This is a genomic window from Pseudomonas sp. ZT5P21 (assembly GCF_054897785.1).
The window spans coordinates 4,978,498-5,003,096 of sequence record NZ_CM142705.1 but is presented as its reverse complement, the minus strand read 5'-3'; the positions used below and the strand labels follow the sequence as shown (position 1 = coordinate 5,003,096).

25 protein-coding genes are annotated in these 24,599 nt (G+C 60.1%); 15 read left to right on the top strand and 10 right to left on the bottom strand.

All coding sequences use genetic code 11. The features are described 5' to 3' along the window. Nucleotides 1-34 precede the first annotated feature (34 nt). Complete coding sequence (gene hrpB / locus ACYZT9_RS23275; protein ID WP_462007599.1) at nt 35-2,551, top strand: ATP-dependent helicase HrpB; 2,517 nt, start codon at nt 35-37, stop codon at nt 2,549-2,551. A gap of 462 nt (nt 2,552-3,013) precedes the next feature. Here the strand turns inward: hrpB and ACYZT9_RS23270 are convergent, their stop codons facing one another. Next, the gene (locus ACYZT9_RS23270) at nt 3,014-4,093 is read right to left on the bottom strand and encodes an endonuclease/exonuclease/phosphatase family protein (protein ID WP_462007598.1); all 1,080 of its coding nucleotides are present in this window, start codon (nt 4,091-4,093) and stop codon (nt 3,014-3,016) included. Continuing rightward, the gene (locus ACYZT9_RS23265; protein ID WP_462007597.1) at nt 4,090-4,767 is read right to left on the bottom strand and encodes a YciC family protein; all 678 of its coding nucleotides are present in this window, start codon (nt 4,765-4,767) and stop codon (nt 4,090-4,092) included. Before ACYZT9_RS23265 ends, ACYZT9_RS23270 begins: the two co-directional genes overlap by 4 nt. Nucleotides 4,768-4,945: 178 nt before the next feature. On the opposite strand from ACYZT9_RS23265, the gene ACYZT9_RS23260 reads away from it, so the two are divergent. The 3 genes from ACYZT9_RS23260 to ACYZT9_RS23250 all read left to right on the top strand — a co-directional run bounded on the left by ACYZT9_RS23260 (nt 4,946) and on the right by ACYZT9_RS23250 (nt 6,936). After that, on the top strand, nt 4,946-5,692 hold the full coding sequence (locus tag ACYZT9_RS23260; RefSeq protein WP_462007596.1) for a DUF2076 domain-containing protein: 747 nt from the start codon (nt 4,946-4,948) through the stop codon (nt 5,690-5,692). Nucleotides 5,693-5,822: 130 nt separating this feature from the next. Next, nucleotides 5,823-6,302, top strand: a complete 480-nt coding sequence (locus tag ACYZT9_RS23255; protein WP_064675757.1) for a LabA-like NYN domain-containing protein — start codon at nt 5,823-5,825, stop codon at nt 6,300-6,302. Between the two features lie 22 nt (nt 6,303-6,324). After that, nucleotides 6,325-6,936, top strand: a complete 612-nt coding sequence (locus ACYZT9_RS23250; RefSeq protein WP_462007595.1) for a 3'-5' exonuclease — start codon at nt 6,325-6,327, stop codon at nt 6,934-6,936. A 41-nt stretch (nt 6,937-6,977) separates the two neighbouring features. Here ACYZT9_RS23250 and ACYZT9_RS23245 read toward each other — a convergent pair whose 3' ends face one another. Continuing rightward, nucleotides 6,978-7,433, bottom strand: a complete 456-nt coding sequence (locus tag ACYZT9_RS23245) for an Lrp/AsnC family transcriptional regulator (protein WP_462007594.1) — start codon at nt 7,431-7,433, stop codon at nt 6,978-6,980. 163 nt (nt 7,434-7,596) lie between these two features. On the opposite strand from ACYZT9_RS23245, the gene yedA reads away from it, so the two are divergent. After that, nucleotides 7,597-8,523 carry a drug/metabolite exporter YedA gene (gene yedA, locus ACYZT9_RS23240; RefSeq protein ID WP_462007593.1) on the top strand — a complete coding sequence of 309 codons (927 nt, stop codon included), beginning with the start codon at nt 7,597-7,599 and terminating at the stop codon, nt 8,521-8,523. A 78-nt stretch (nt 8,524-8,601) separates the two neighbouring features. Then, nucleotides 8,602-9,936, top strand: a complete 1,335-nt coding sequence (locus ACYZT9_RS23235) for a DEAD/DEAH box helicase (RefSeq protein ID WP_008031738.1) — start codon at nt 8,602-8,604, stop codon at nt 9,934-9,936. Nucleotides 9,937-10,050: 114 nt separating this feature from the next. Here the strand turns inward: ACYZT9_RS23235 and ACYZT9_RS23230 are convergent, their stop codons facing one another. Together ACYZT9_RS23230 and ACYZT9_RS23225 are read right to left on the bottom strand one after the other, a co-directional pair. Further along, a complete protein-coding gene (locus ACYZT9_RS23230) occupies nt 10,051-11,292 on the bottom strand; it encodes a TIGR03862 family flavoprotein (protein ID WP_462007592.1) in 1,242 nt (413 codons plus the stop codon). A gap of 280 nt (nt 11,293-11,572) precedes the next feature. Further along, complete coding sequence (locus ACYZT9_RS23225; RefSeq protein WP_462007591.1) at nt 11,573-12,493, bottom strand: histone deacetylase family protein; 921 nt, start codon at nt 12,491-12,493, stop codon at nt 11,573-11,575. Between the two features lie 88 nt (nt 12,494-12,581). On the opposite strand from ACYZT9_RS23225, the gene ACYZT9_RS23220 reads away from it, so the two are divergent. The 3 genes from ACYZT9_RS23220 to ACYZT9_RS23210 all read left to right on the top strand — a co-directional run bounded on the left by ACYZT9_RS23220 (nt 12,582) and on the right by ACYZT9_RS23210 (nt 14,717). Continuing rightward, nucleotides 12,582-13,151 carry a GNAT family N-acetyltransferase gene (locus ACYZT9_RS23220; RefSeq protein ID WP_462007590.1) on the top strand — a complete coding sequence of 190 codons (570 nt, stop codon included), beginning with the start codon at nt 12,582-12,584 and terminating at the stop codon, nt 13,149-13,151. A gap of 106 nt (nt 13,152-13,257) precedes the next feature. Then, nucleotides 13,258-14,127 (top strand): acyl-CoA thioesterase II, encoded by an 870-nt coding sequence (gene tesB / locus ACYZT9_RS23215; RefSeq protein ID WP_462007589.1) that lies wholly within the window; start codon nt 13,258-13,260, stop codon nt 14,125-14,127. Continuing rightward, nucleotides 14,124-14,717, top strand: coding sequence for an HAD family hydrolase (locus ACYZT9_RS23210; RefSeq protein ID WP_462007588.1), 594 nt, complete (start codon nt 14,124-14,126; stop codon nt 14,715-14,717). The genes tesB and ACYZT9_RS23210 overlap by 4 nt, the downstream gene beginning before the upstream one ends. 132 nt (nt 14,718-14,849) lie before the next feature. Here ACYZT9_RS23210 and ACYZT9_RS23205 read toward each other — a convergent pair whose 3' ends face one another. After that, the gene (locus ACYZT9_RS23205; RefSeq protein ID WP_462007587.1) at nt 14,850-15,809 is read right to left on the bottom strand and encodes an alpha/beta fold hydrolase; all 960 of its coding nucleotides are present in this window, start codon (nt 15,807-15,809) and stop codon (nt 14,850-14,852) included. Further along, complete coding sequence (gene ypfJ / locus ACYZT9_RS23200; protein WP_462007586.1) at nt 15,810-16,700, bottom strand: KPN_02809 family neutral zinc metallopeptidase; 891 nt, start codon at nt 16,698-16,700, stop codon at nt 15,810-15,812. A gap of 343 nt (nt 16,701-17,043) precedes the next feature. On the opposite strand from ypfJ, the gene ACYZT9_RS23195 reads away from it, so the two are divergent. Next, complete coding sequence (locus ACYZT9_RS23195; protein WP_462007585.1) at nt 17,044-17,922, top strand: DMT family transporter; 879 nt, start codon at nt 17,044-17,046, stop codon at nt 17,920-17,922. A gap of 216 nt (nt 17,923-18,138) precedes the next feature. Beyond that, complete coding sequence (locus tag ACYZT9_RS23190) at nt 18,139-18,816, top strand: TetR/AcrR family transcriptional regulator (protein ID WP_462007584.1); 678 nt, start codon at nt 18,139-18,141, stop codon at nt 18,814-18,816. A 65-nt stretch (nt 18,817-18,881) separates the two neighbouring features. On the opposite strand, the gene ACYZT9_RS23185 is transcribed toward ACYZT9_RS23190, so the two are convergent. Continuing rightward, complete coding sequence (locus ACYZT9_RS23185; protein WP_462007583.1) at nt 18,882-19,793, bottom strand: LysR family transcriptional regulator; 912 nt, start codon at nt 19,791-19,793, stop codon at nt 18,882-18,884. Between the two features lie 214 nt (nt 19,794-20,007). Here ACYZT9_RS23185 and ACYZT9_RS23180 point away from each other — a divergent pair, with 214 nt between their 5' ends. Beyond that, nucleotides 20,008-20,436, top strand: coding sequence for a DUF4160 domain-containing protein (locus ACYZT9_RS23180; RefSeq protein ID WP_462007582.1), 429 nt, complete (start codon nt 20,008-20,010; stop codon nt 20,434-20,436). Beyond that, nucleotides 20,433-20,879, top strand: coding sequence for a DUF2442 domain-containing protein (locus tag ACYZT9_RS23175; protein ID WP_462007581.1), 447 nt, complete (start codon nt 20,433-20,435; stop codon nt 20,877-20,879). The genes ACYZT9_RS23180 and ACYZT9_RS23175 overlap by 4 nt, the downstream gene beginning before the upstream one ends. Before the next feature lie 54 nt (nt 20,880-20,933). Here the strand turns inward: ACYZT9_RS23175 and trmA are convergent, their stop codons facing one another. Both trmA and ACYZT9_RS23165 read right to left on the bottom strand, forming a co-directional pair. After that, on the bottom strand, nt 20,934-22,013 hold the full coding sequence (gene trmA, locus ACYZT9_RS23170) for a tRNA (uridine(54)-C5)-methyltransferase TrmA (protein ID WP_462007580.1): 1,080 nt from the start codon (nt 22,011-22,013) through the stop codon (nt 20,934-20,936). Continuing rightward, the gene (locus ACYZT9_RS23165; protein ID WP_462007579.1) at nt 22,010-23,305 is read right to left on the bottom strand and encodes an NCS2 family permease; all 1,296 of its coding nucleotides are present in this window, start codon (nt 23,303-23,305) and stop codon (nt 22,010-22,012) included. The genes trmA and ACYZT9_RS23165 overlap by 4 nt, the downstream gene beginning before the upstream one ends. A gap of 223 nt (nt 23,306-23,528) precedes the next feature. Between ACYZT9_RS23165 and ACYZT9_RS23160 the strand changes: the two genes are divergently transcribed. Then, on the top strand, nt 23,529-23,975 hold the full coding sequence (locus ACYZT9_RS23160; RefSeq protein WP_462007578.1) for a DUF4879 domain-containing protein: 447 nt from the start codon (nt 23,529-23,531) through the stop codon (nt 23,973-23,975). A 66-nt stretch (nt 23,976-24,041) separates the two neighbouring features. Continuing rightward, entirely contained in the window at nt 24,042-24,593 is a 552-nt protein-coding gene (locus tag ACYZT9_RS23155) for a DJ-1 family glyoxalase III (RefSeq protein WP_462007577.1), read from the top strand. The last annotated feature ends 6 nt before the right edge of the window (nt 24,594-24,599 follow it).

Below are 24,599 nucleotides of genomic sequence, written 5' to 3'. Positions count from 1 at the left end.
GCCGTTATACTCGCCGCTCTGTTTTGGAGCCAGCATGATTTCTTTGCCGATTGATGAAGTTTTACCCGCCCTGCGTGAAGCCTTGGCGACACGCCACGAAGCGGTGCTCGAAGCACCGCCCGGCGCCGGTAAAACCACCCGTGTGCCGCTGGCCTTGCTGAATGAGGCGTGGTTGGCCGGACAGACCATTCTGATGCTCGAACCGCGGCGGTTGGCGGCGCGGGCGGCGGCGGAGCGGTTGGCCAGTGAGCTGGGTGAGAAGGTCGGCGAAACCGTCGGCTATCGTATTCGGCTGGACAGCAAGGTCGGCCCCAAGACCCGCATTGAAGTGGTCACCGAAGGCATTCTCACCCGACGCTTGCAGGATGACCCGGCGCTGGAAGGCGTGGGTTTGCTCATTTTTGACGAGTTCCATGAACGCAGTCTCGACGCTGATCTGGCATTGGCTCTGAGCCTCAATGGACGGGAGCTGTTTCGCGACGATCAGCCGCTGAAAATCCTGCTGATGTCGGCAACGCTGGAAGGCGAACGTCTGGCCGGGCTGCTCGACGACGCGCCGATTCTGCGCAGTGAAGGCCGCATGTACCCGGTAGCGATGCGCTGGGGCCGGCCGTTCCAGCCCGGTGAGTTCATCGAGCCACGCCTGGTGCAAACCATTCTTGAAGCATTGAATGACCAAACCGGCAGCCTTCTGGTGTTCCTCCCGGGGCAAGCGGAAATCCGTCGCGTGCATCAACAACTGGCCGATGCGCTGGGCGAAAACACGGCGGTGTTGCTGTGTCCGTTGCACGGTGAGCTGGACCTCGCCGCGCAACGCGCCGCGATTGATCCGGCTCCGGCCGGCAAACGTAAAGTGGTGCTGGCCACCAACATTGCTGAAACCAGCCTGACCATCGACGGTGTACGCGTGGTGATCGATGCCGGGCTGGCGCGGGTGCCGCGTTTCGATCCCGGCAGCGGCATGACTCGTCTCGATACTCAACGTATCTCCCGCGCCAGTGCCACGCAGCGCGCCGGTCGGGCTGGGCGGTTGGAGCCGGGCGTGTGTTATCGCTTGTGGTCGCAGGATCAGCACGAACAACTGGCGGCGTATGCCAGTGCGGAAATTCTCTCGGCAGATCTTGCCGGTCTGGCGTTGCAACTCGGTCGCTGGGGCGTGACGCCGGGGCAATTGGTGTGGCTCGACGTGCCGCCGGCAGCAGCGTATGCCCAGGCTCAGGACTTGCTTGACCGATTGGGCGCATTGGACGGTGAAGCGTTGACCCGTCATGGTCAGGCCATGGCTGAACTGCCGGCGCATCCGCGCATCGCCCATTTGCTGCTGCGCGGACAGGCGCTTGGCTTGGCGGAAATGGCGTGTGACGTCGCGGCGCTGCTGGGTGAGCGGGACATCTTGCGTGGTGCGGGCGCCGATTTGCACAGTCGATTGGTGCTGCTGTCCGGCGAAGAACGGGCCGGGCGAGGTGCGCAGAGCGGCGTGCAACGGGCTCGGCAACTGGCGCGGCAGTATCGCGGTTACCTGCGTGGTAAACCGTCGGAGCCGGTCGGCGATCCGGATCACCCGCGCTGGCTCGGCGCACTGTTGGCGCTGGCCTATCCTGACCGTGTGGCGCAACAACGGCGTTCCGGTGGCGCGGAGTATCGCCTGGCCAACGGTCGTGCGGCGTTGTTCGCCGAGGCCGACAGTTTAATGAAACAACCGTGGCTGGTGATCGCCGATCTCGGTAGTCGCCAGGGGCAGCGGGAAGAGCGGATTTATCTGGCGACGGATTTTGATCCGGTGCTGTTCGATTCGGTGCTGGCCGAGCAAGTGCGCGTGGTCGATCAGTTGGATTGGGACGAGCGTGAAGGCGTGCTGCGGGCCGAGCGCCAGCGCAAGGTCGGGGAGTTGATCCTCAGTCGTGAACCGTTGACCGGGCTCGATGAAACTGCCCGCAATCAGGCGTTGGTAAATCTGGTGCGCCGCAAAGGGCTGGAGCTGCTGCCGTGGACGCCGGAGTTGCGTCAGTGGCAGGCGCGGGTCGCTTTGCTGCGGCAGTTGGACCTCAGCGGCAAGGGCGAAAGCGAGTGGCCGGATGTCACTGATGCTGCGCTGCTCAAAAGCCTTGAACACTGGTTGATGCCGTATCTGGGAAAGGTTTCGCGGCTCAGTCACTTTGCCAATCTGGACCTGTCGAACATCGTTCACAACTTGCTGCCGTGGCCGTTACCGCAACGGCTGGAGGAGCTGGCGCCGCATCATTTAAGTGTGCCGTCGGGGTCGTCGATTCGGCTGGATTACAGTGAACAGCCGCCGGTGTTGGCGGTGCGGTTGCAGGAGTTGTTCGGGCTGGCCGATACGCCGCGCATCGCGGGTGGCCGGCAGGTGGTGAAGTTGCATCTGCTATCGCCGGCGCGGCGGCCGGTGCAGGTGACGCAGGATCTGGCGAACTTTTGGCGCAGTACGTATGCCGAGGTGAAAAAGGATTTGAAGGGACGGTATCCGAAGCATTATTGGCCGGATGATCCGTTGGTGGCTGAGGCTACGGCTCGGATCAAGCCTCGCAAGTAGCTTCTATGTTGGTGTGTATATCCGTTGCTGCGGTAATGGCGGCTTAGGGTTCCGCCCTTACGGCGGGTCACTTGGAAGAGCCCCAAGTAACCAAGGGCTCTTGCCCCTTTCGTTCGGTGCCTCGCTAATGCTCGGCATGCCCTCGCTCCGGTCCTGCTCCGTGGGCCCGCCGCCATCGGCCATCCATGGCCGGGGGCGGCTAACTCGGCATCCATGCCGGGTTGTCCACTGCGCAGAACCTCAACTCGGCCTCTCGAGGGGGCGAGTACCGCAAGATCAAAAGCTGCAGGCGAGCTAACGCTCAGCCTGTTGAGTGGTGAAAAGCCAGGGTCTACGCCGATCCCCTGTGGGGGCGAGCTTGCTCGCGATGGACGTCAACGATAACGCGTGCTGTCTGGAATGACCGCGTTGTCCGGACGCTTTTCGCGAGCCCGCTCCCACAGGTTTTGCAGTGATCCGCCGTTACGGTGCCGCCGGCAACAGAAACCGCGCAATCACCGGCAAATGATCGGAGATCCGCAACGTATCGTCCTGCCTCACCATCGCCTCGACCCGCTTGATCCGCGGACTGTAAAACAGGTAATCGACGGTCCGGTCCGGGCCGTTCAATCCCGGGTCGTTCGGGTAATGCGTCAGCCACCGCGCCCGATCGATTCCACTGGCCTCATTGTTGGTGGGGATCATCGGGTACTTGTCCCACAACACATGCAATGCGCTGTCGGCGGAGTAGGGCGTGCGGTGTTCAGTGGGCAGGCGTCGATATTGCCCCAGCGGCAACAGGTTGAAGTCCCCACCGATCAGCCACGGCGTGCCACGGCTTTCGTACTTGTCGAGGACTTTGGCGACGGCAATTACCTGGGCTTGCAGCGTGTCGTCGGGTTGAAGGACGCGGTCCAGATGAGTATTGAGCACCGCGATCTGGCCGCCGTCGCTCAACGGCAAATACGTCACCAGTAAAGCGTTTTTCGGTTTGAACTGGCGGCTGATGAAGTTGGCCGGCAGGGTCGGCAATTGCAGGCGTTCGGCGTGTTCGATCCGGTAGCGGCTGAGGGTCGCCAGTTGCCGGCCGACGCTGCCGAAGATGGGCGGCTGCGGTACGAAATCAGCTTTCCAGTCGAAGGCGTGAGCGCTGCACGGATACCGGTCGGCAACCCGTTCCTGAAGCAGTTTGAACTGGTTCTGGTAATCGCTGGCCTTGGCGCCCTCATCAAGCTCCTGTAGCAGCACGACATCCGGCTGCTCGTCACGAATCACCCGCGCGACTTCATCGAGGCTGAAGGCCATGTCTTCGGCGGTAGGTTTTTCGTCGTTGCCGGCCGCCAGGTCATTCCAGAACACGTAGCGTTTACCCGCCAGGTACTGGACGTTCCAGGTCATCACTTTCAACGCCTGGCCGGGCACCAGTGTCGGTGCCTGAGCGTTGCAACTGACCGGCAGCGTTTCCCTGGCCTCGGGACGCCAGGTCAGGTTGTAAGTCAGCAAGCCAATCAGGCCGATTGCAATCAACAGGCCCAGCAGGGTGTAGCGCAGTAGACGGGTCATGGCTCAGCCCGGTCGATTTTCTCGGGAACGTCGCTGATCAGCATGAACAAACGGAACACCACTACGCTGGTGAACAACTGCAAAAAGCTGTGAGCGCTGTCGATCAGCAACGAAATGACCGGGTTCTGCGGCTCCGGGTAAACCTGCAGGGTCAAGCCCTTGAGCACCCACAACGGCCCCATCACGCACAGAATGCACACCAGAATGCGCAGGAAATGGCCGCGGGTCAGACGCAGGCTTTCCTTCATTGCCGCCAATGGCGCCAGGCCGCGCAGCACCAGCAGGTATTCGCCGAACGCCAAGGTCACCATCAGCCAGATGCCCGGCAGGAAATACAGTGACAGGCCGATCAGGATCAGCAAGGTATTGAGTGCAGTGAGCAGGGCGAAACGCGGCCACAGCCAGGCGGACCTTGTCAGCAGGTCACGATTGCTCGGCGACTCGCCACGGCTGCGCGCATCGAGAAACAAGATCAGCGCGCCGGTATACAGCGGATACACCAGCAGCCCAACGATGACGCTGATACCGGGAAAACTGTCCGGCGGGGTGGAATGGTCGACTACTTGTTGCAGCAACGCTTCGAAGATCACCAGCGGCAGGCACAGCCGCACGATCTGGCGAAGATTGCGCTTGAAGAAATACAGAGAGTCACGCAGCACGTCGAACGGATTCATCAGTCGGTATCGCATGTCATATTTAGTAAGCCACTGTAACCGATGATGTACCGCCTGAAGCAAACGTAAGCGTTTGGTAAAGGTCATTGAAACAACTTGTTTCAGCCTCCATTAAGGTCGAGCACCTTATCCTCAGTGGAGAAGGACAACGATTTTCCCGGCAATCTACGAGGTCGCCATGAACAGCGAAGAGCAAACCCTGATCGATGGACTGTTTTCCCGGCTGCAACAGGCCGAAACGGACGCAGCCCCGCGTGACGCTCAGGCCGAGGCGCGGATCAAGGAACACCTGACTCGCCAACCCGCGGCGGGTTACTTCATGACCCAGGCGATTCTGGTGCAAGAGACCGCGATCAAAAGCCTCGACCAACAGAACAGGCAACTCTCCGATCTAGTCCGGCAATTGCAGGCCGAACTGCAATCGGCCAAGGCGCAGACGCCTGCTCCGGCGTCGGGCGGCGGTGGCTTCTTGTCGAGCATTTTCGGTGGTAGTTCCCGTGACGCGCCTGCGCAAAGTGCGTCGCCATCCAATGGGGGCTGGCGTGAACCGGGGCGGCAGTCGTTCAACTCGCCACCGCCACAGCAGAATTTCGGTGCACCGCCACCGCAGCAGAATTACGCACCGCAACAGCCGGTTGGTGGCGGGTTCCTCGGTGGCGCGCTGAAAACCGCAGCCGGTGTGGCGGGTGGCGTGATGCTGGCACAGGGCATCAGCAGCCTGTTTCACCACAATCAGCAACCTCAGGAAATCGTCGAAGTCATCAAGGAAGAGCCGGCGCAGGTTAGCGACCAGAGCGGTGACAGCGGCTGGGGTGGTGATCAGCGTGTGGCTGACAACTCAGTTGATCAGGGCGGCTTTACCGATGCCGACTACAGCGATGACAGCTCATCGTCCTTCGGTGGCGACGACGATTCCTACGTGTGACCCCTCTGTGGTGAGGGAGTAAGCTCCTCACCACAGGGCCGATTATTCGCGGAACAATCCTTCAGGCTGGCATACTGGGCAACTTTTCGGGCCCGGTGCCTGATCCCGCCTGCGCGAAAGAGGATGCACGGTGAAAAAAATTGCAGTGTTCGCCGATGTCCAGAACCTCTATTACACCGTGCGCCAAGCCTATGGCTGCCACTTCAACTACGCCGCGTTGTGGGCTGATATCAGCAAACAGGGCGAGATCGTCGAAGCCTATGCCTACGCGATCGATCGCGGCGACAGCAAGCAGCAGCAGTTCCAGCAGATCCTGCGCAACCTCGGTTTCACCGTGAAGCTCAAGCCCTACATCCAGCGCAGCGACGGCTCGGCCAAGGGTGACTGGGATGTGGGCATCACCCTCGACATCATGGACGCCGCCGACCACGTTGATGAAGTGGTGCTGGCCTCCGGCGACGGTGATTTCGACATGCTGCTGGAACGCATCATCGCCAAGCATGGCGTGCAAGCGGTGGCTTACGGCGTGCCGGGCCTGACGGCGAACTCGCTGATCCGCGCCGCCAGCCGCTACGTGCCGATCGAAGGCGCATTGCTGCTCAAGAATTGATTTTTACGGAGTTGAAACAGGTTTGGAACGCATAGCAGTCATCGACTTTGAAACCACCGGGATCTCCCCGAGCAGCAGCTGCCGGGCCACGGAAATTGCCGTGGTGATCCTTGAACAGGGGCGCATCGTCGAGCGTTACCAAAGCCTGATGAACGCCGGCGTGCGCGTCCCGGCCTTCATCGAACAACTTACCGGCATCAGCAACGCCATGCTGCGCACCGCGCCACCGGCGGAGCGGGTGATGAACGAGGTCAACGAATTCGTCGGCATCACGCCGCTGCTGGCGCACAACGCCGCGTTCGACCAGAAATTCTGGGATTTTGAACTGGGGCGGATCAAACGCACGCGGTTGCAGAACTTCGCCTGCTCGCTGTTGCTTGCGAGGCGGTTGATGCCTGCCGCGCCGAATCACAAGCTCGGTACGCTGACCACCTTCGCCCAACTGCCTCACACCGGCCAGGCTCACCGGGCCATGGCTGACGCCGAGATGGCGGCCAACCTGACCGCGCATCTGGCGCAGGAACTGCGGCAGAAGCATGGGTTGCGGGAGTTGTCCCATGATCTACTGGTCAGCTTGCAGAAAGTGCCGGCGGCGAAGATTAACGAGCATCTGAAGCGCCATCGCGGGTTCTGACAGACACACCGCAAGCCCGCTCCCACAGGGTCTGCTTTCGATCAAACTTTGCCGTTCCCTTCGATGTGCCCCACCGGCACGCGCTTCTCGATGGCGCTCGACAACACGATCGACGTCTTGCTGAACCCGAACTTGGCAATTCGGTTGATCAGCTCTTCCAGCTCCGGCATCGAACCCACCGCCGCCTGCATGATTACGCACGGATCACCCGTCACTCGATGGCACTCCGTCAGTTGCGGGATTTTGATCAAGTCGTCGTAGGCTTTCTGATTGCCGTGCTGATTCAGGCGCAGTTCGATGACGCACTGAATCGGCAGCCCTAGCTTGGCCATGTCGACTTTCGCCTGATAACCGGTAATCACCCCGCTGGCCTCGAGTTTGGCCACGCGCTCGGCCACGGCCGGGGCGGACAGGTTGACCTTGCGCGCGAGGTCGGCGTAGGACGCGCGACCGTTTTCCAGCAGGGCGCCGAGGAGCATGCGGTCGTATTTGTCCATGGTCGGATTCCTGAAAAATGACTGACTTTCGAAAACACGGTTTATAGCGCTGATCTCTGTGATTTGAAAAGTATACCGGCGCTATAAACAGGTTTTGTAACTTATTTTACGTCGTTGGCCTTTCTAGAATAGACGTTCAATTGTCCTGCCTGCGAGCTGCCCCATGCCTGGCCTCCGTCGCTTTCCCTTGCCGTTGATCGCCGCCTTTTTCGCCTTGTATGTGATTTGGGGCTCGACTTACCTGGTGATTCGCATCGGCGTGGAGTATTGGCCGCCGTTGCTGCTGGCCGGTATCCGCTTCGTGATCGCCGGTTCGTTGATGTACGCCTTCCTGCGCTGGCGCGGGGCGCCGGCACCGACGTGGGCGCAGTGGAAAGCGGCGGGGATCATCGGGATTTTGCTGTTGGCGTGCGGTAACGGCGGGGTGAGCGTGGCGGAGCACACCGGTGTCGCGTCCGGCGTTGCGGCGCTGGCCGTGGCGACGGTGCCACTGTTTACCTTGCTCTGCGGATATTTCTGGGGGGCGCGTAATACCCGTCTCGAATGGGCCGGGATTGTGCTCGGGTTGATTGGCATCGCCATGCTCAACCTCGGTTCCAACCTGCAATCGAGTCCGCTGGGTGCCATGTTGCTGATATTTGCGGCCGCGGCCTGGGCCTTCGGTTCGGTGTGGAGCAAACAATTGCCGTTGCCCCAAGGAGCAATGGCCAGCGCCGTGGAAATGCTGGTGGGCGGCGTGGCGTTGCTGATCGGCAGTGCTTTGAGCGGCGAGCATCTGGAAGCCATGCCGCCGATTGAAGGTTGGGCGGCGCTGGCCTATCTGACCTTCTTCGGTTCGATCATCGCCTTCAACGCCTACATGTACCTGTTGAAAAATGTGCGTCCGGCGGCGGCCACCAGTTATGCCTACGTCAACCCGGCGGTGGCGGTGCTACTGGGGATCGCGTTTGCGGGCGAGACCATCGGGATCGAAGAAGCGTTGGCCATGTTGGTGATTATCAGTGCCGTAGTGCTGATCGGTTTGCCGCAGTGGCGACGGGCACCGGTTCGATCGACTGCCGTGGCGCAGACAGAATCGAGCGTGAATTAGGGTAAACTGCGCGCCATTGCATCTTGTTTTGCACACTTGTATTGAATAACCCGCGCTGAATTTTCCTACGGTAATCCCATGACTTTCGCCACCCTTGGCCTGATCGAACCCTTGCTGCGCTCTCTCGAGACGCTCGGCTACCAGACCCCGACGCCGGTTCAGGCGCAAGCCATTCCGGCGGTGCTGGCCGGTCGCGACCTGATGGCAGCCGCCCAGACGGGCACCGGCAAGACCGCCGGTTTCGCGTTGCCTCTGCTGCAATTGCTGGCCATGGAAGGGCCGAAAGTCACCGCCAATTCCGTACGCGCGCTGATTCTGGTGCCAACCCGCGAACTGGCGGAACAGGTTCACGAAGCCGTGCGCCAGTACGCCGAGAATCTGCCGCTGAGCACTTACGCGGTGTACGGCGGCGTCAGCATCAACCCGCAAATGATGAAACTGCGCAAAGGCGTCGACCTGTTGGTGGCGACACCGGGCCGCTTGCTCGACCTGTTCCGCCAGAACGCGCTGAAGTTCAACCAGTTGCAAACCCTCGTGCTGGACGAAGCCGATCGCATGCTCGATCTGGGCTTTTCCGAGGAGTTGGGGAACATTTACCGGGTGCTGCCGAAGAAGCGTCAGACGCTGCTGTTCTCCGCAACCTTCTCCGATGCGATTCGCCTGTTGGCCGGGCAAATGCTCAATGATCCGCTGAGTATCGAAGTCAGCCCGCGCAACGTTGCTGCCAACACCGTTAAACAGTGGGTGGTAACGGTGGACAAGAAGCGCAAGCCAGAGCTGTTCATCCATCTGCTGCGCAAGGGCAAGTGGAAGCAGGTGCTGGTCTTCGCCAAGACCCGCAACGGCGTGGACGCGCTGGTGGAAAAACTCCAGGGTCTGGGCATCAATGCCGACGGCATTCATGGCGACAAACCTCAAGCGACCCGTCAGCGTGCGCTGGACCGTTTCAAGGCCAGTGAAGTGCAGATCCTGGTGGCCACCGACGTCGCCGCCCGTGGTCTGGATATCGAAGATTTGCCGTTGGTGGTCAATTTCGACCTGCCGATCGTGGCAGAGGACTACATCCACCGGATCGGCCGTACCGGCCGAGCGGGTGCCACCGGGCAGGCTATTTCGCTGGTTTGCGCCGATGAAGTGAATTTACTGTCGGCCATTGAGACGTTGACGCGTCAGACGTTGCCTCGGCAGATGGAACACGACTTTGAACCTGAGCATCGCGTGCCGGATACCGATGCCAGCGGTCAGGTGGTGAAGAAACCGAAAAAACCGAAGAAGCCGAAGACGTCCAGTGGTGGTAAGCGCAATTTGGGTAAATGGGTCGAGAGTGGGGATGCTTCGGCGCCGGAACCTTCGATCAAGCCTGTGCGTAAAGTGCCGGTGTTCAATACTGGGCCGCGTAAGCGGAAGCCTTAAAAGTTGCTGCGTAGTTAAGCCGTTATCGCGAGCAAGCTCGCTCCCACATTTGATCTGCGCTACATGAAGATCCAATGTGGGAGCGAGCTTGCTCGCGATGGGCGCGCCTCGGTCTCAAGACTTGCGCTTCAACCACTCCACCATCCCCAACCCCGCCGCTCGCCCACTGGCGAAACACGCGGTCAGCAAATAGCCCCCCGTCGGCGCTTCCCAATCCAGCATTTCCCCCGCGCAGAACACGCCAGGCAGTTGCGTGAGCATCAAACGTTCGTCCATCGACTCGAACATCACGCCACCGGCACTGCTGATGGCTTCGTCCAGGGGGCGGGTTTTTACCAGCGTCAGGGGCAACGCCTTGATCGCTTTGGCCAATAAAGTCGGGTCGGCGAAGCATTCTGCCGGCGTCAGTTCGCGCAGCAACGCCGCTTTCACGCCATCAATCCCGAGCTGGCTGTGCAGATGCTTGGACATGGAACGTGAGCCGCGCGGTTTGCTCAGTGCCGCCTGAACTTTATCCACAGGCCGACCGGGCAACAGATCGAGGTGAATGGTCGCCGAGCCACGTTGATTGATCGCTTCGCGGATCGGCGCCGACAGTGCGTAGATCAGGCTGCCTTCAGCGCCGGTGGCCGTGATCACACATTCGCCGAGACGCGGGACGTCGTCATTGAGCCCGATGGCGATATTTTTCAGCGGCGCACCAGCGAATTTGCTGACCATCAATTCGCTCCAGGCCTGCACCTCGAAGCCGCAATTACTCGGCTGCAACGGCGCCAGTCCTACGCCGCGCTGCTCCAGTGGCAACATCCACGCGCCGTCCGAACCGAGACGCGACCAACTACCGCCGCCAAGGGCCAACAAGGTTGCGTGGGGCGTCAGCGTTTTCTCACCCTCAGGGCTCGATACTTTCAGACTGCCATCAGCATTCCAGCCCAGCCAACGGTGACGGGTGTGGATAAGTACGCCGGCATCTCGCAGGCGCTTGAGCCAGGCGCGCAACAGCGGCGCGGCTTTCATGTCGGTCGGAAACACACGACCAGAGCTGCCGATAAAGGTTTCGATGCCGAGATCATGAATCCACTGGCACAGCGCATCAGCGCCAAAGGCACGCAGCAGCGGTGCAATCTGCGGTGCGCGCTCGGCGTAACGTGAGAGAAACGCCGGGTAGGCTTCGGAATGGGTGATGTTCATGCCGCCGACGCCGGCGAGGAGAAATTTCCTGCCTACCGAAGGCATGCCGTCGTACAGGTCGACCTTGATCCCGGCCTGGCTCAACACTTCGGCCGCCATCAAACCGGCTGGGCCGCCGCCGATGATGGCGACGTGAGGGGGGAGGGGAGTCGAGGGCTGAGTCATGGAATGCGCTACGGTTTGGCGGAGTGAAGCGGGGCATTCTACCAGCACCAAACATTGTGGGAGCGAGCTTGCTCGCGATGGCGGCAACACTCCAACAATGATGTGACTGTAAGGCCGCTATCGCGAGCAAGCTCGCTCCCGCATTAGATCTATGTAAGTTCAAATGGCTGATCAAAAAACAACCACACCTTTGCAGGCCTTACGCAGCATGGCCTGAAGACCCTTTCACTCAGGTTATCCACAGGCAGCTCCACAGGCATTGTGGGTAAAGACTCACAGCTCAATGGCAACCTGATGACGTCCAGACCAGCTGCGCGGTGTGATGGAGGATGCCATGACGTCGCGCCAACGCCTTGCGATCCTTGCTGTAGCCGCCGCCAATCACCCCGACCACCGGAATATCCCGCCCGAGGCAATGGCGCATTACGCTTTCATCCCGAGCGGCCACGCCTTCGTCTGTCAGCTTCAGGTAACCGAGGGCGTCATCCTTATGCACATCGACCCCGGCGTCATACAGCACCAGATCCGGTTGATAGAGCGGCAGCAAATAATTCAGCGCGTCGTCCACCACCTTCAGGTAATCGGCATCGCCCATGCCCTTGGGCAGCGGGATGTCCCAGTCACTTTCGGCCTTGCGTGCAGGAAAGTTCTTCTCGCAGTGCAGGGAAACGGTCACCGCGTCCGGGGTGTTGTGCAGGATGCGTGCAGTCCCGTCGCCCTGATGCACGTCGCAATCGAAGATCAGCACCCGATTCACACGACCGCTTTCCAGCAGGTAATGGCTGATCACCGCCAGGTCATTGAAGATGCAGAACCCCGCCGGGTAGTCGTAATGCGCATGGTGTGTGCCGCCGGCGAGGTGACAGGCTAAACCGTGTTCCAGCGCCTGTTCCGCCGCCAGTAGTGAACCGCCGACCGCCCGCACCGTGCGCCGGGCCAGCGCTTCGCTCCAAGGCAAACCGAGGCGTCGCTGGTCTTCGCGGGACAACTCGCCGCTCATGTAGCGTTCGATATAGGCAGCGTCATGAGCGAGGGCGAGAATCTCCGCTGGGCAGAGTTCCGGGCGCAGCAGGTCGGCGTCCCGGGTCAGTCCGCTGTCCACCAGGTGATCGCGCAGCAGGCGAAACTTGTCCATGGGGAAGCGGTGATCCGCCGGGAATTCGGGGCTGTAGTCTTCGTGGTAGATCAGCGGCAGCGGCATGGCGGGCTTTCATTAAGTACGGCAAGTAGGAATGAGTGAACGATCCTACCAGCGATGTAGACTGGCGGCATGGAAAGGGGAGGACACGATGGAGCCGATTCTGGAACTTGAGAGCGCGCGACTGCTGTTGCGGCAGTGGCGTGACGAGGATCTGCCGGCGTTTGCCGCGATGTGCGCCGATCCGCACGTGATGCGCTATTTTCCCGCGCCTTTGAGTCGACTGGACAGTGCTTCGCTGATCGGGCGTGTTCGCGGGCATTTTGCCGAGCATGGTTTCGGTCTGTGGGCGCTGGAGCGCAAGGACACCGGCGCCTTCATCGGTTTTACCGGGTTGGGTGTGGTCGGTTTCGACGCGCCGTTTACGCCGGCCATTGAAATCGGTTGGCGTCTGGCCCGGGAACACTGGGGGCTGGGGTACGCCAGTGAGGCAGCGTGGACCGCTCTGCGCTGCGGATTTGATCGGCTGGCGCTGAAAGAAGTCGTGTCCTTTACCACTGAAACCAACATGCCTTCACAAAAAGTCATGCAGGCAATCGGCATGCACCATGATTCAGCCGATGACTTCGAGCACCCGAAGCTCGCGGGCGATCATCCCCTGCGTCACCATGTGTTGTACCGCATCACCCGTGAACAATGGCTGCAAACCTTGCATGGATAAGCAGGCCCGGACGTTTACAATGGCCCCAATGATGGCCCTGGCCGGAAACTGAATCGACCGCCGCAGCCAAGACTGCGCGGCATTGCGTTGTGTGAGGAGAGTCTGAATGAGCCAAGTGTTGGAAGATCTGGTCGACTTGCTGACCCTGGAACCGATCGAAGAAAACCTGTTCCGTGGCCGCAGTCAGGACCTGGGTTTTCGTCAGTTGTTCGGCGGCCAGGTGCTGGGGCAGTCGCTGTCGGCAGCCAGTCAGACGGTCGAAGAGGCGCGCCATGTGCATTCGATGCACGGTTATTTCCTGCGTCCGGGCGATGCCGGGTTGCCGGTGGTTTATCAGGTTGACCGGGTACGCGACGGCGGCAGTTTCAGCACGCGCCGGGTGACAGCGATCCAGAAGGGTCACCCGATTTTCACCTGCAGCGCCTCGTTCCAGTACGACGAAGACGGTTTCCAGCACCAGACCGAAATGCCGGTCGTGGTCGGTCCGGAAAACCTGCCATCGGAGCTGGAGCTGACTCAGCAGCGCGCGCACCTGATTCCCGAGCACATGCGAGAAAAACTGCTGTGCCCGAAACCGATCGAATTCCGACCGATCACCGAGAAAGATCCCTACAACCCGCAGCCCTCCGATCCGATCAAGTACGTCTGGTTTCGCGCCGACGGTGCCTTGGCTGATTCTCCGGCGCTGCATAAGTACCTGCTGGCCTACGCATCGGATTTCGGTCTGCTGACCACGTCGATGCAGCCTCATGGCAAGTCGGTCTGGCAGAAAGACATGCAGGTCGCCAGCCTCGATCACGCGCTGTGGTTCCACGCGGACCTGCGCGCCGATGACTGGTTGCTGTACGCGATGGACAGCCCGTGGGCCGGCAATTCCCGTGGCTTTTCCCGTGGCAGCGTGTTCAATCGCGCCGGGCAACTGGTGGCGTCGGTCACTCAGGAAGGGCTGATTCGCCACCGCAAGGATTGGGCATGAGCCTGGCCGAGGTGCGGCACTGGGTGTTCGACATGGACGGCACCCTGACGGTGGCCGTGCATGACTTTGCGGCGATTCGCGTGGCATTGGCGATTCCGGCCGAAGACGACATCCTGACTCACCTCGCGGCCCTGCCGGCCGATGAAGCCGCGGCCAAACATGCGTGGCTGCTGGAGCATGAACGGGATCTGGCGTTGGGTTCGACACCGGCGCCGGGCGCGGTGGAGCTGGTGCGTGAGTTGGCCGCGCGCGGTTATCGGCTGGGCATTCTCACCCGCAATGCGCGGGAACTGGCGCATGTGACACTTGAGGCGATTGGCCTGGCGGACTGCTTCGCGGTGGAGGATGTGCTGGGGCGTGATGAAGCGCCGCCCAAGCCGCACCCCGGCGGTTTGTTGAAACTGGCCGAGGCCTGGAAGGTGCCAGCGAGCGAGATGGTGATGGTCGGTGATTACCGCTTCGATCTGGATTGCGGTCGGGCCGCGGGGGCGCGGACGGTGTTGGTGAATCTGCCGGACAACCCTTGGCCGGAATTGACCGATTGGCATGCGGCTGATTGTGTGGTGTTGCGGGAAATGCTTTTGTCTTGAACGGTTGGTTGTCTGACAGTGCCCCTTCGCGAGCAAGCCCGCTCCCACATTGACCGAGTTCTATTCATGGGAATACGGTCGAATGTGGGAGCGGGCTTGCTCGCGAAGGGACACTGCCAGGCAATTCAAACATCACTGACCAAACAACGCTTTCTGCCCTTCCGGCGACGTAAACATCCCATCCTCGTTATGCCCGACTCCGGGCACTTCGATCAGTTGCTGGTTTAACCCTTGCGGGTGCATCCGTTTCAGAGTGCTGAAGTAAAAGCGCCCACGAGCCAATCGATGCGGACCTTGGGCCTTGGCCTCACAGCCTTTATCCAGCGCAGGGTGATTCGGGTCGATGTCCTGCTGCCCCAGTAGATATACGACGTCACGCTGGACGTAGTTTTCCTTCAACTGCGCGGATGTTTGTCCTTCGGCATAAGCAGGCAGATCTGTCAGACCATACTTCCAGCGATCGAAACCCGGACACCGGGCGTGACTGAAAGCCACTGGCCGCCGCTCATCGAAATACGCGTAAGAAGACGGGTTGGCGATGACATATCGCACGTGCACTCCCGCGGCCTCGAGCTCCGGTTGCTCGTGATTCAATAACGCATATCGCTGCACCACCTGAGCACCGCCAGAGTGCCCCGCGATGATGACGTCTTTCACATCCGGAAACTGTCGACGATCAATGAGCCGGGCGATGATTTGGTCGAGAGCAGCGTAGGAACTCAGCGCAAAGGGAGCGGTGGATAAACCGCCGGCCATCCAGTCATTGCCCTGCCAGCGCAACACGGTCTCGGCCACTGGATGGAGTGCGACGTCGGTTTCATTGAGAAACTGCGGAGCAATCACCAGGGTGTTCGCCCCTTGCCCGGCCTGCTCTGCCGCGCGCTCGGCGCTCTGACGGTAGGTTTCAGCATTGCGCAACCTTCCATGGATGATGATCAGCACGCGTTCGATTTTCGCTGGCGTCGGGCCGAGGCCCACCGCCATCTCACCTTCTTTGAGCAACAGTCGTCCGGGGCTGATCTCCTCGACCCCTTGCTCGGCAGCCTGGGCACTTGCGCAGGTAAACAACAGAACCAGCAGCCACTTGTTCATTTACAGATTTTTCGCCGCGAAGGTATCGCACTGGCCCACCTGGCCTTGCGCAAATCCGGTTTTGAACCAGCGCACCCTTTGCGCTGACGTGCCATGGGTAAACGAGTCCGGGACAACACGCCCCTGACCTTGCTGCTGCAAGCGGTCGTCGCCAATGGCGTTGGCGGCATTCAAGGCTTCTTCAATGTCGCCCGGTTCCAGCCAGTTCAGGCGCTGCTGCGCGTGGTTGGCCCAGACGCCAGCCAGGCAATCGGCTTGCAGTTCCTGCCGCACCAGCAAACCACCGTCGCCTTCCATTTGCCGGCCTTGCTGGCGGGCGGTCTGAATTTTCGCCGAGACACCGAGCAACGTCTGAACATGGTGTCCGACTTCATGAGCGATCACGTAGGCCTGAGCGAAGTCGCCCGCGGCGGAAAAGCGTTGCGACATTTCCTGGAAGAAACTTGTGTCCAGATAGACTTTTTGGTCCGCGGGGCAGTAAAAAGGCCCGGTCGCCGAGGTGGCTAGACCGCAGGCCGAGTTTACCCGGTTGTTGAACAGCACCAGGGTCGGGTTCTTGTACTGCCGACCTGCCTGCTGAAAAATCTGGCCCCAGGTGTCTTCGGTGTCACCAAGGATCGAGCGTACGAATTCCGCCCCTTCATCATTGGCCGGCGGTGCCTTTCGGGTTTGCGTCGGGGCTGGTGCCGATTGCTCGGTCATCTGTCCGGTCAGTTGGCCGAGGATCTGCATCGGGTCCTGGCCGGTGATCCAGCCGATCCCGACAATCAGAATGATCGCCGTCAGGCTCAGGCCCTTGCCACCGCCAAAGCGCATCCCGCCGCCACCGCCGACATCATCACCACGGGCATCGACCACGTTGTCGCTGCGTCGGCCTTTTTTCCATAGCATGTGGGAATCCTCTGATTGTCCGTGGGGATGAGTGTTGCTGGTGAGTGGGAGCGGCGCCAGTCCGGTCGTCCGGGTTTTTTCGGATATGACAGTGTTTGGGGCAGTCGCTGACCATTGCTGCCTGTATTGAACGTGAATACCCCTTCGAATTCCGTCATGTGACGAGTTTTTGTAGTGGACGGTATTCAGTTCCGACTCGGCGATATATCCATTGAGAGCGCTCTGAACTCAAGCAGAGCGCCTGCACATCGTGTGCGGTGTCTGCCCACTTTCAGGGTGCAACTGTGAAAGAATCCGGACCAGGTTTTAGATTGGTGGAATTCGTGTGACACAAGGGAAACCCATGACAGTCAGCACCCCGCTCTCTGGTGTAAACAAACCCTTCAAAGGGATTTTGCTGATCGTTGTGGCGACGTTTCTGTTCTCCAGTCACGACGCCTTTTCCAAGTACCTCTCCGGGTTCTATCCGATCGTTATGGTGGTGTGGGCGCGCTATGTGGTTCACACCTTGTTGATGGCCGGGATTTTTCTGCCGCAATCCGGGCTGCGTGTCCTACGCACTAAACGACCGTTGCTGCAGCTGCTGAGAGCGTTATGTCTGCTGGGCACCAGTCTGTTTTTCACCACCGGATTACAGTACATCCCGTTGGCCGAAGCCACGGCGGTCAACTTTCTTGCACCGGTTCTGGTGACGGCGCTGTCGGTGCCGCTGCTGGGTGAACGCGTCACCCGTGGCCAATGGGTCGCGGTGATTTGCGGATTTATCGGCGTATTAATCATCGTCCACCCCGGCGGCGATCTGTTCACGCCAGCGGTTTTGCTGCCGCTCTGCTCGGCGCTGTTTTTCTGCTTTTATCAGTTGCTTACCCGCAAGCTCAGTGAGATCGATAGCCCGACCACCAGCAACTTTTTCGCCGGGTTGTGCAACACCCTGGTGATGAGCGCGTTGGTGCCGTTCTTCTGGCAAGTGCCGAGCCTTGGGCATGGATTGATGATGGTGGCGCTGGGGGCCTGCGGGATGACGGCCCACCTGTTTCTGACCCAGGCGTTTCGCCACGCAGCCCCTGCGTTGCTGGCACCGTTCGGCTATTGCCAGATTGTGTTTGCCGGTTTGCTGGGCTGGTTGCTGTTTTCTCACACACCGACGCTCACCACGGTGGTCGGGATCGCGGTGATTTGCTGCAGTGGGTTGGCGGCGGCGTGGCAGCAAAGCCGTAGGTAGAAGGTCACGGTAAAAACACTGTGAGCGGGCTTGCTCTCTCAGGGAGCGTTACGCTGGATTTTGGCGGCCATGGCCAAATCCCGCAGCGGTGCCATTCGCCACGCCAAGTTGTAGGGATTTGGTAAACGCGAGGTTAAACCGCTGCCGCGCGACTTCCTTCACTGTGCGGCGCGGCCCATAATCGCCAGCCTGTGCAGTGATGGCTGTGAGCTCGCAATGACAATAACTTCAGAACTCTCCGTAGCGCCAGACGAACCCATGGCCGAGCCTCGCAAGAGTCGCAAGAACAACCCGGAAAAGACCCGCGAGAACATTCTGCAAGAAGCCATTGTCGAGTTCGTCCAGCAGGGGCTTTCCGGTGCTCGGGTCGACGCGATCGCCGAGCGCATTCACACCTCCAAACGCATGATCTATTACTACTTCGGCAGTAAGGAACAGCTCTACATGGAGGTGCTGGAGAAGCTCTACGGCGACATTCGCAGCACTGAAAATCGCTTGCACCTGGCCGAACTGATGCCGGTCGAGGCGATTCGGCGGTTGGTGGAATTCACCTTCGATCACCATGATCGCAATGTCGATTTCGTGCGCATCGTCAGTATCGAGAACATTCACAATGCGGAGTATGTGAAACGTTCCGATGCGATCAAGGCGATGAACAACACCATTCTCGATTCACTGGGCGTGATTTTGCGGCGCGGGGCTGAAGAGGGCGTGTTCCGCTCGGGGCTTGAGCCGTTGGATGTGCATCTGCTGATCAGTTCGTTTTGCTTCTATCGCGTGTCGAACCGCCATACCGTCGGTGAGATATTTCAGATCGACCTGCCGGATGAAAGCATCAAGCAGCGTCATCGGGAGATGATTTGCGAGTCGGTTTTGCGGTATCTGCAGGCCTGAAAAGATCGCAGCCTTCGGCAGCTCAGGAAAGCGCAATCCAATGAGCTGCCGAAGGCTGCGATCTTTTAGCGTGGCAAATGCTCAACCAGAAAATCGATAAACGCACGTAGCCGAAGTGGCACATGGCGACTTTGCGGGTAGAGCAAGGTGAACGGCCGCGAGCGTCCGCCAAAAGGTTTGAGGACTTCCACCAGCGAGCCATCGGCCAATTCGCGCTCGACGATAAACCGATACGTCTGGAACAGGCCCGCACCGTGTCTGGCCAGGGTCACGCCGCCCAAAACGTCGTCGGAGCAACTGAAATTACCCTCGGCGAGAATCTCGCGCTGCTCGCCGTTGTCGTTGAACAGCCAGGCGATCCGCCGGCCGCTGCTGGGCAGTTCGTACTGGATGCACTCGTGCTGCTTGAGGTCGTCCAGAGTTTGCAGAGTGCCTGCGCGCTTGAGGTAATCGGGACTGGCAATCATCACCAGTTCCGCGTCCTCAAGCTGCCGGGCGATCAGGCCGGAATCCGGAATTGCCCGCACGCGGATGGCCAGGTCATAGCCCTCGCCGACGAAATCGATGTTGCGGTTGCTGATGTGCGATTCGACTTTCACCTGCGCAAATCGCTCCCGAAACGCCGGTAGCAACGGCAGAATCCGGTGATGGGCATACGTTGTGGGAATACTGATGCGCAAGGTTCCGGATGGCTCCTGCTGCTGACCCATCACTTCGCGCTGGGCCTCGACCAATTGCGCCAGCGCCTGACGACATTCTTCGTAATACCGACGCCCGCTATCGGTCAATTTGACGCTGCGAGTGGTGCGGGCGAACAACCGCACGCCCAGACGTTCCTCCATGCGCGACACCGAACGGCTCACGGCTGCCGGCGTCACGCCAGCCACCAGCGCGGCGGCGGTAAAACTGCCTGCTTCGGCGGCGAGGCAGAACAGTTCGATGCTGCCGAGCTGAAGATCGTCGAAAGTTCGCTGCATGATTGATTACACCGGGGATCAAATGGTGGGCTTGATGCAGTGTTTATCAAATTGCGGAAAGGATTGCTTACCATTTTTGCCCCTAATCGCCGTGCCCGATGCGAGTTGGAACGCTAGCCTCAAGTCTGGATGACAACGTGCAGGCCTGTACCAGTCATCGGATTTTCAAAGGGGTGACGAGTCATTGGCTCAATAACCTAACGGATGGGTTAGTATGAAATTGTTCAGCTACAAAGGGCTTTCAGTGGTGATCATGCTGCGCGACGAGCACTGTCCGCCGCACGCACATGTGGACGCCGGAGCCTGGAGCGCACGCTTCAGATTCTGCTTTTGGCACAACGGCGTCGAGCTGTGGGACGTGGTGCCTCATTCCAACCGGCCACCTGCAGCCGTGCTGGAAGGCTTGCGTCACGCACTCAGACAACCCGCCCACTTGCGTCGCGCTCGTACAATCTGGTGGGAAAAGCTGCACACCGTCTGCCTCGATCATCAGATATGGGACTGGCGGACCAGCGAAGTCGCAGTGGTGAAAAGGATTGCCAGTGCGACCAACATGATTTATTCGGCTTGCTATGAGCCCGAGACGAACAAGACCTCGCTGGCGCTATTTGGCGTTTCGGAGGGCGTGGAGATCAAATTATGAAAACGATAGAGGCAAGTATGCTCGCCGATCGGCCAGTGACTGAAGCCTTGCTGGATGTGGCCATCCGGCGTGGGCAAGTGCGTCACAAAAACGGTTTTCAGGTGACGGCCGTATCCTTTATGGAGCCGTGCCTAGCAGTCAGTTTCGTTGATGGCAGTGGCGTGCTGCTGCCGGTGCAGCACTATCCGGAATTCGATGATTTTGACGTCGAGGATTTCGCAGACCTGAAAGTCGGCTTTTCCGGGACCGCCCTCTGCCATGAAGGAAAGGATTTGCATGTGTCCATCGCCGGAATGATTTCGGCGAGCAAGCCGTTGATGGACATGGCTGCCTCGGTCATCGCTTCGCGCAATGGTCGCCAAAGCAGTGCTGCCAAGGCCGAGGCAGCGCGGGCCAATGGTCGCAAGGGTGGGCGCCCGCGCAACCCGGATGCCACCGTTTGAACGCGCACAAAAAAGCCGTCGTACTGACGGCTGTTTTGTATCCGGCGGTTGCGATCAGCGCCGGATCAACAACACCCCGGATTCCATGTGGTGGGTCCACGGAAACTGATCAAACATCGCGCATTGGGTGATGCGGTGGGTGTCGTGCAACTGTGCGATGTTGGCCGCCAGGGTTTCCGGGTTGCAGGAGATGTACAGGATATTGTCGAAGCGCCGGGTCAGTTCGCAGGTGTCCGGGTCCATGCCGGCGCGAGGCGGGTCGACGAAGACGCTGCCGAACTCGTAGCTCTTGAGATCGATGCCGTGCAGGCGACGGAAGGGGCGCACTTCGTTCAGGGCTTCGGTCAGCTCTTCGGCGGACAGGCGCACCAGAGTGACGTTATCCACCGCGTTTTCGCTGAGGTTGCTCAGTGCCGCGCTGACCGAGGTCTTGCTGATCTCGGTGGCCAACACTTTGCGTACGCGGGTCGCCAGCGGCAGCGTGAAGTTGCCGTTTCCGCAATACAGCTCCAGCAAGTCGTCCGGACGATCGCCGAGGGCGTCGTACGCCCAGTTGAGCATCTTCTGGTTCACGGTGCCGTTGGGCTGGGTAAACGCGCCTTCCGGCTGTCGGTAGCTGAAGGTACGGCCGCCGACGTCCAGTTTCTCGACCACATAATCATGGCCAATCACTTCGCGTTTGCCTTTTGAGCGGCCGATGACGCTGACGTTCAGGTCTGTCGCCAGTTTTGACGCCGCCGCGTGCCAGTGTTCATCCAGCGGGCGGTGATAGCACAGGGTAATCATCGCATCGCCGGCCAGGGTGGTCAGGAACTCCACCTGAAACAGCTTGTGGCTCAGGGCCGCACTCGCTTGCCACGCTGCTTTCAGCTGTGGCATCAACTCATTGATGCGCAGGCTGGCAATCGGGAACTCTTCGATCAGGATCGGCGTGCGTTTGTCTTCCTGGGAAAACATTGCGTAGTGGCGCTCGCCGGCTTCACGCCACAGGCGAAATTCGGCCCGCATGCGGAAGTTCTTCAATGGCGAATCGAATACCGCTGGTTCAGGTGCATCGAACGGGGCCAGCAGGTCGCGCAGGCGCGAAACCTTTTCTTCGAGCTGAACGGTGTAAGCCTGGGAATCAAAAGTCATGCGTTGAACCAACCCAACTTGATCACGAACAGAATCGACAGAATCACCAGTGCCGAGTTCAGCTCACGGCCGCGACCGGACAGCAACTTGATCGCGGTCCAGGAAATGAAACCGAAGGCGATGCCGTTGGCGATGGAATAAGTGAACGGCATGGCCAGGGCGGTGACCACGACCGGTGCAGCAACAGTAATGTCGTCCCAGTCTATTTCGGCCAGGCCGGAAGTCATCAGCACGGCGACGAACAGCAGCGCAGGTGCCGTGGCAAACGCCGGAACGCTGGCGGCCAGTGGCGAGAAGAACAGCGCCAACAGGAACAGAATCGCCACCACAATGGCCGTCAGACCGGTGCGGCCACCGGCACTCACGCCGGCGGCGGATTCGATGTAGCTGGTGGTGGTCGACGTACCCAGCAACGAACCGGCCATCGCCGCGGTGCTGTCGGCGATCAGGGCGCGGCCCATTTTCGGCATGTGGCCGTCCTTGCCCATCAGGCCGGCGCGCTTGGCGACGCCAATCAGGGTGCCGGAATTGTCGAACAGGTCGACGAACAGGAAGGCGAAGATCACGCTGACCAAACCGATGTCCAGCGCGCCCTTGATGTCGAGCTGAAGGAAGGTCGGCGCCAGCGATGGCGGCATCGACATCACGCCGCCGAACGGGGTGAAGCCGAGGGCAATCGACGCAATGGTCACGACCAGAATCCCGATCAGCACCGCACCGCGCACGGCGAGGGCTTCGAGGGCAACGATCAGGGCGAAACCAAGGGTCGCGAGAATCGGTGCAGGCTGCTTGAGGTCACCAAGGCCAACCATGGTCGCCGGGTTCTTCACCACGATGCCGGCATTGTTCAGGGCGATCAGCGCCAGGAACAAACCGATACCGGCAGCAATCGCCGAACGCAGCGGCAGCGGGATGCTGTTGATGATCCATTCGCGAATGCGGAAGATCGACAGCAGGAAGAACAGCACCGCCGAGATAAACACCGCCCCGAGCGCCACTTGCCAGGTATGGCCCATATGCAGGACCACGGTGTAGGTGAAGAAGGCGTTCAAGCCCATGCCCGGTGCGAGGGCAATCGGGTAGTTGGCGATCAGGCCCATGACCGTGGAACCGATGGCGGCGGCCAGGCAGGTCGCGACGAACACTGCGCCCTTGTCCATGCCGGTCTCGCCGAGAATGCTCGGGTTGACGAACAGAATGTAGGCCATGGCCAGGAAGGTTGTGACGCCCGCAAGAATCTCGGTCCGCACGTTGGTGTTGTGTGCCTTGAGTTGAAACAGCCTTTCCAGCATGTCTGCTCCCCGTGGCGCGCCCGGCGCCGTGAATGTATCGACCTCAACAGCAAAGCACAGACCGCTGCAGGCGCCTGGTCATTTTCTGTGGGTCGGAAAAAGCCGCGCATCATACCAGCAGCGTGGGGCTGTGGCTGCTTATGGCTGTGATCGTCGTCGATGTTTTGCGTTTTAGCCAAGTGCGCCATACTGCGCGCTGGTTTTTGGGGGAGGTGGGGATTGCATGAAAAAGCGTCTGGTTAACGTATTCGCAATGTTGATTGCCTTGTTGCCGGGGGCGCAAAGCGCCTCGGCTGCTTCGGCGGCGCCGTTGAGCCAGGTCAAGGTACTCAAGGTCGAGTCGCCGGTCTGTGGGTTTGAAGACATTGGCGAGGGACAGGAGAAAACTCGCTGCGATCATAGCGGACCGAATATCAAGATCTACGTGCTGGAAGTTGGCTACGGCCGCGCAGCCCATGTCGGGCTGGATGGTTTTGAGGTGAACGGCACCCGGACCCCGGTCTGTGCGTTTGATAATGGCAACCTGACCGAGTGCACCGTCGGCAGAAAAACAGTCGGCTATTTGTATGTCTTCGACCTGGTCGGCAAGCAGGAAGGCACCTTCACCTTCAGCAACACGTCCATCAACGCGCCGGGCAACACGATGTCGACGCAGCTTTACATCAAGTAACGCCCGGCGCGAACAAGGGTCAGGAAAGCTGACTACGCTTTAAAGATCATTCTGCGGACTGTACCCATGACCTTTAGAGCTCTGATTACCCTCGCCGAGGGCATCGATGACCTGCAAACAGTGACGCTGATCGATGTACTGCGCCGCGCCAAGGTGGAAGTGGTGGTGGCGAGCATCGAGGGACGGCGCATGCTCACCTGTGCCCGTGGCACCCGAGTGACGGCCGATGCGATGCTGGTGGACTTGCTGGCTCAACCGTTCGACTTGATCGCGCTGCCCGGCGGTGCGGTCGGCGCGCAACATCTGACCGCCCACCAACCCTTGCAACAATTGATCAAGGATCAGGCGGCGGCCGGTCGTCTGTTCGCCGGCATCGCCGAAGCCCCGGCGTTGGCGTTGCAGTCCTTTGGTGTCTTGCGTCAGCGGCGGATGACTTGCCTGCCTTCGGCCAGTCATCAGCTGTTGGGCTGCAACTTCGTCGACCAACCCGTGGTGGTCGACGGCAATTGCGTGACTGCGCAAGGTTCGGGGGACGCACTGGAGTTCGCTCTGACGCTGGTGGAACAGCTCTGCGGCAAGGCCACTCGGGCGACAGTGGTGAGGGAGTTGGTGGTTTAGAAGGTG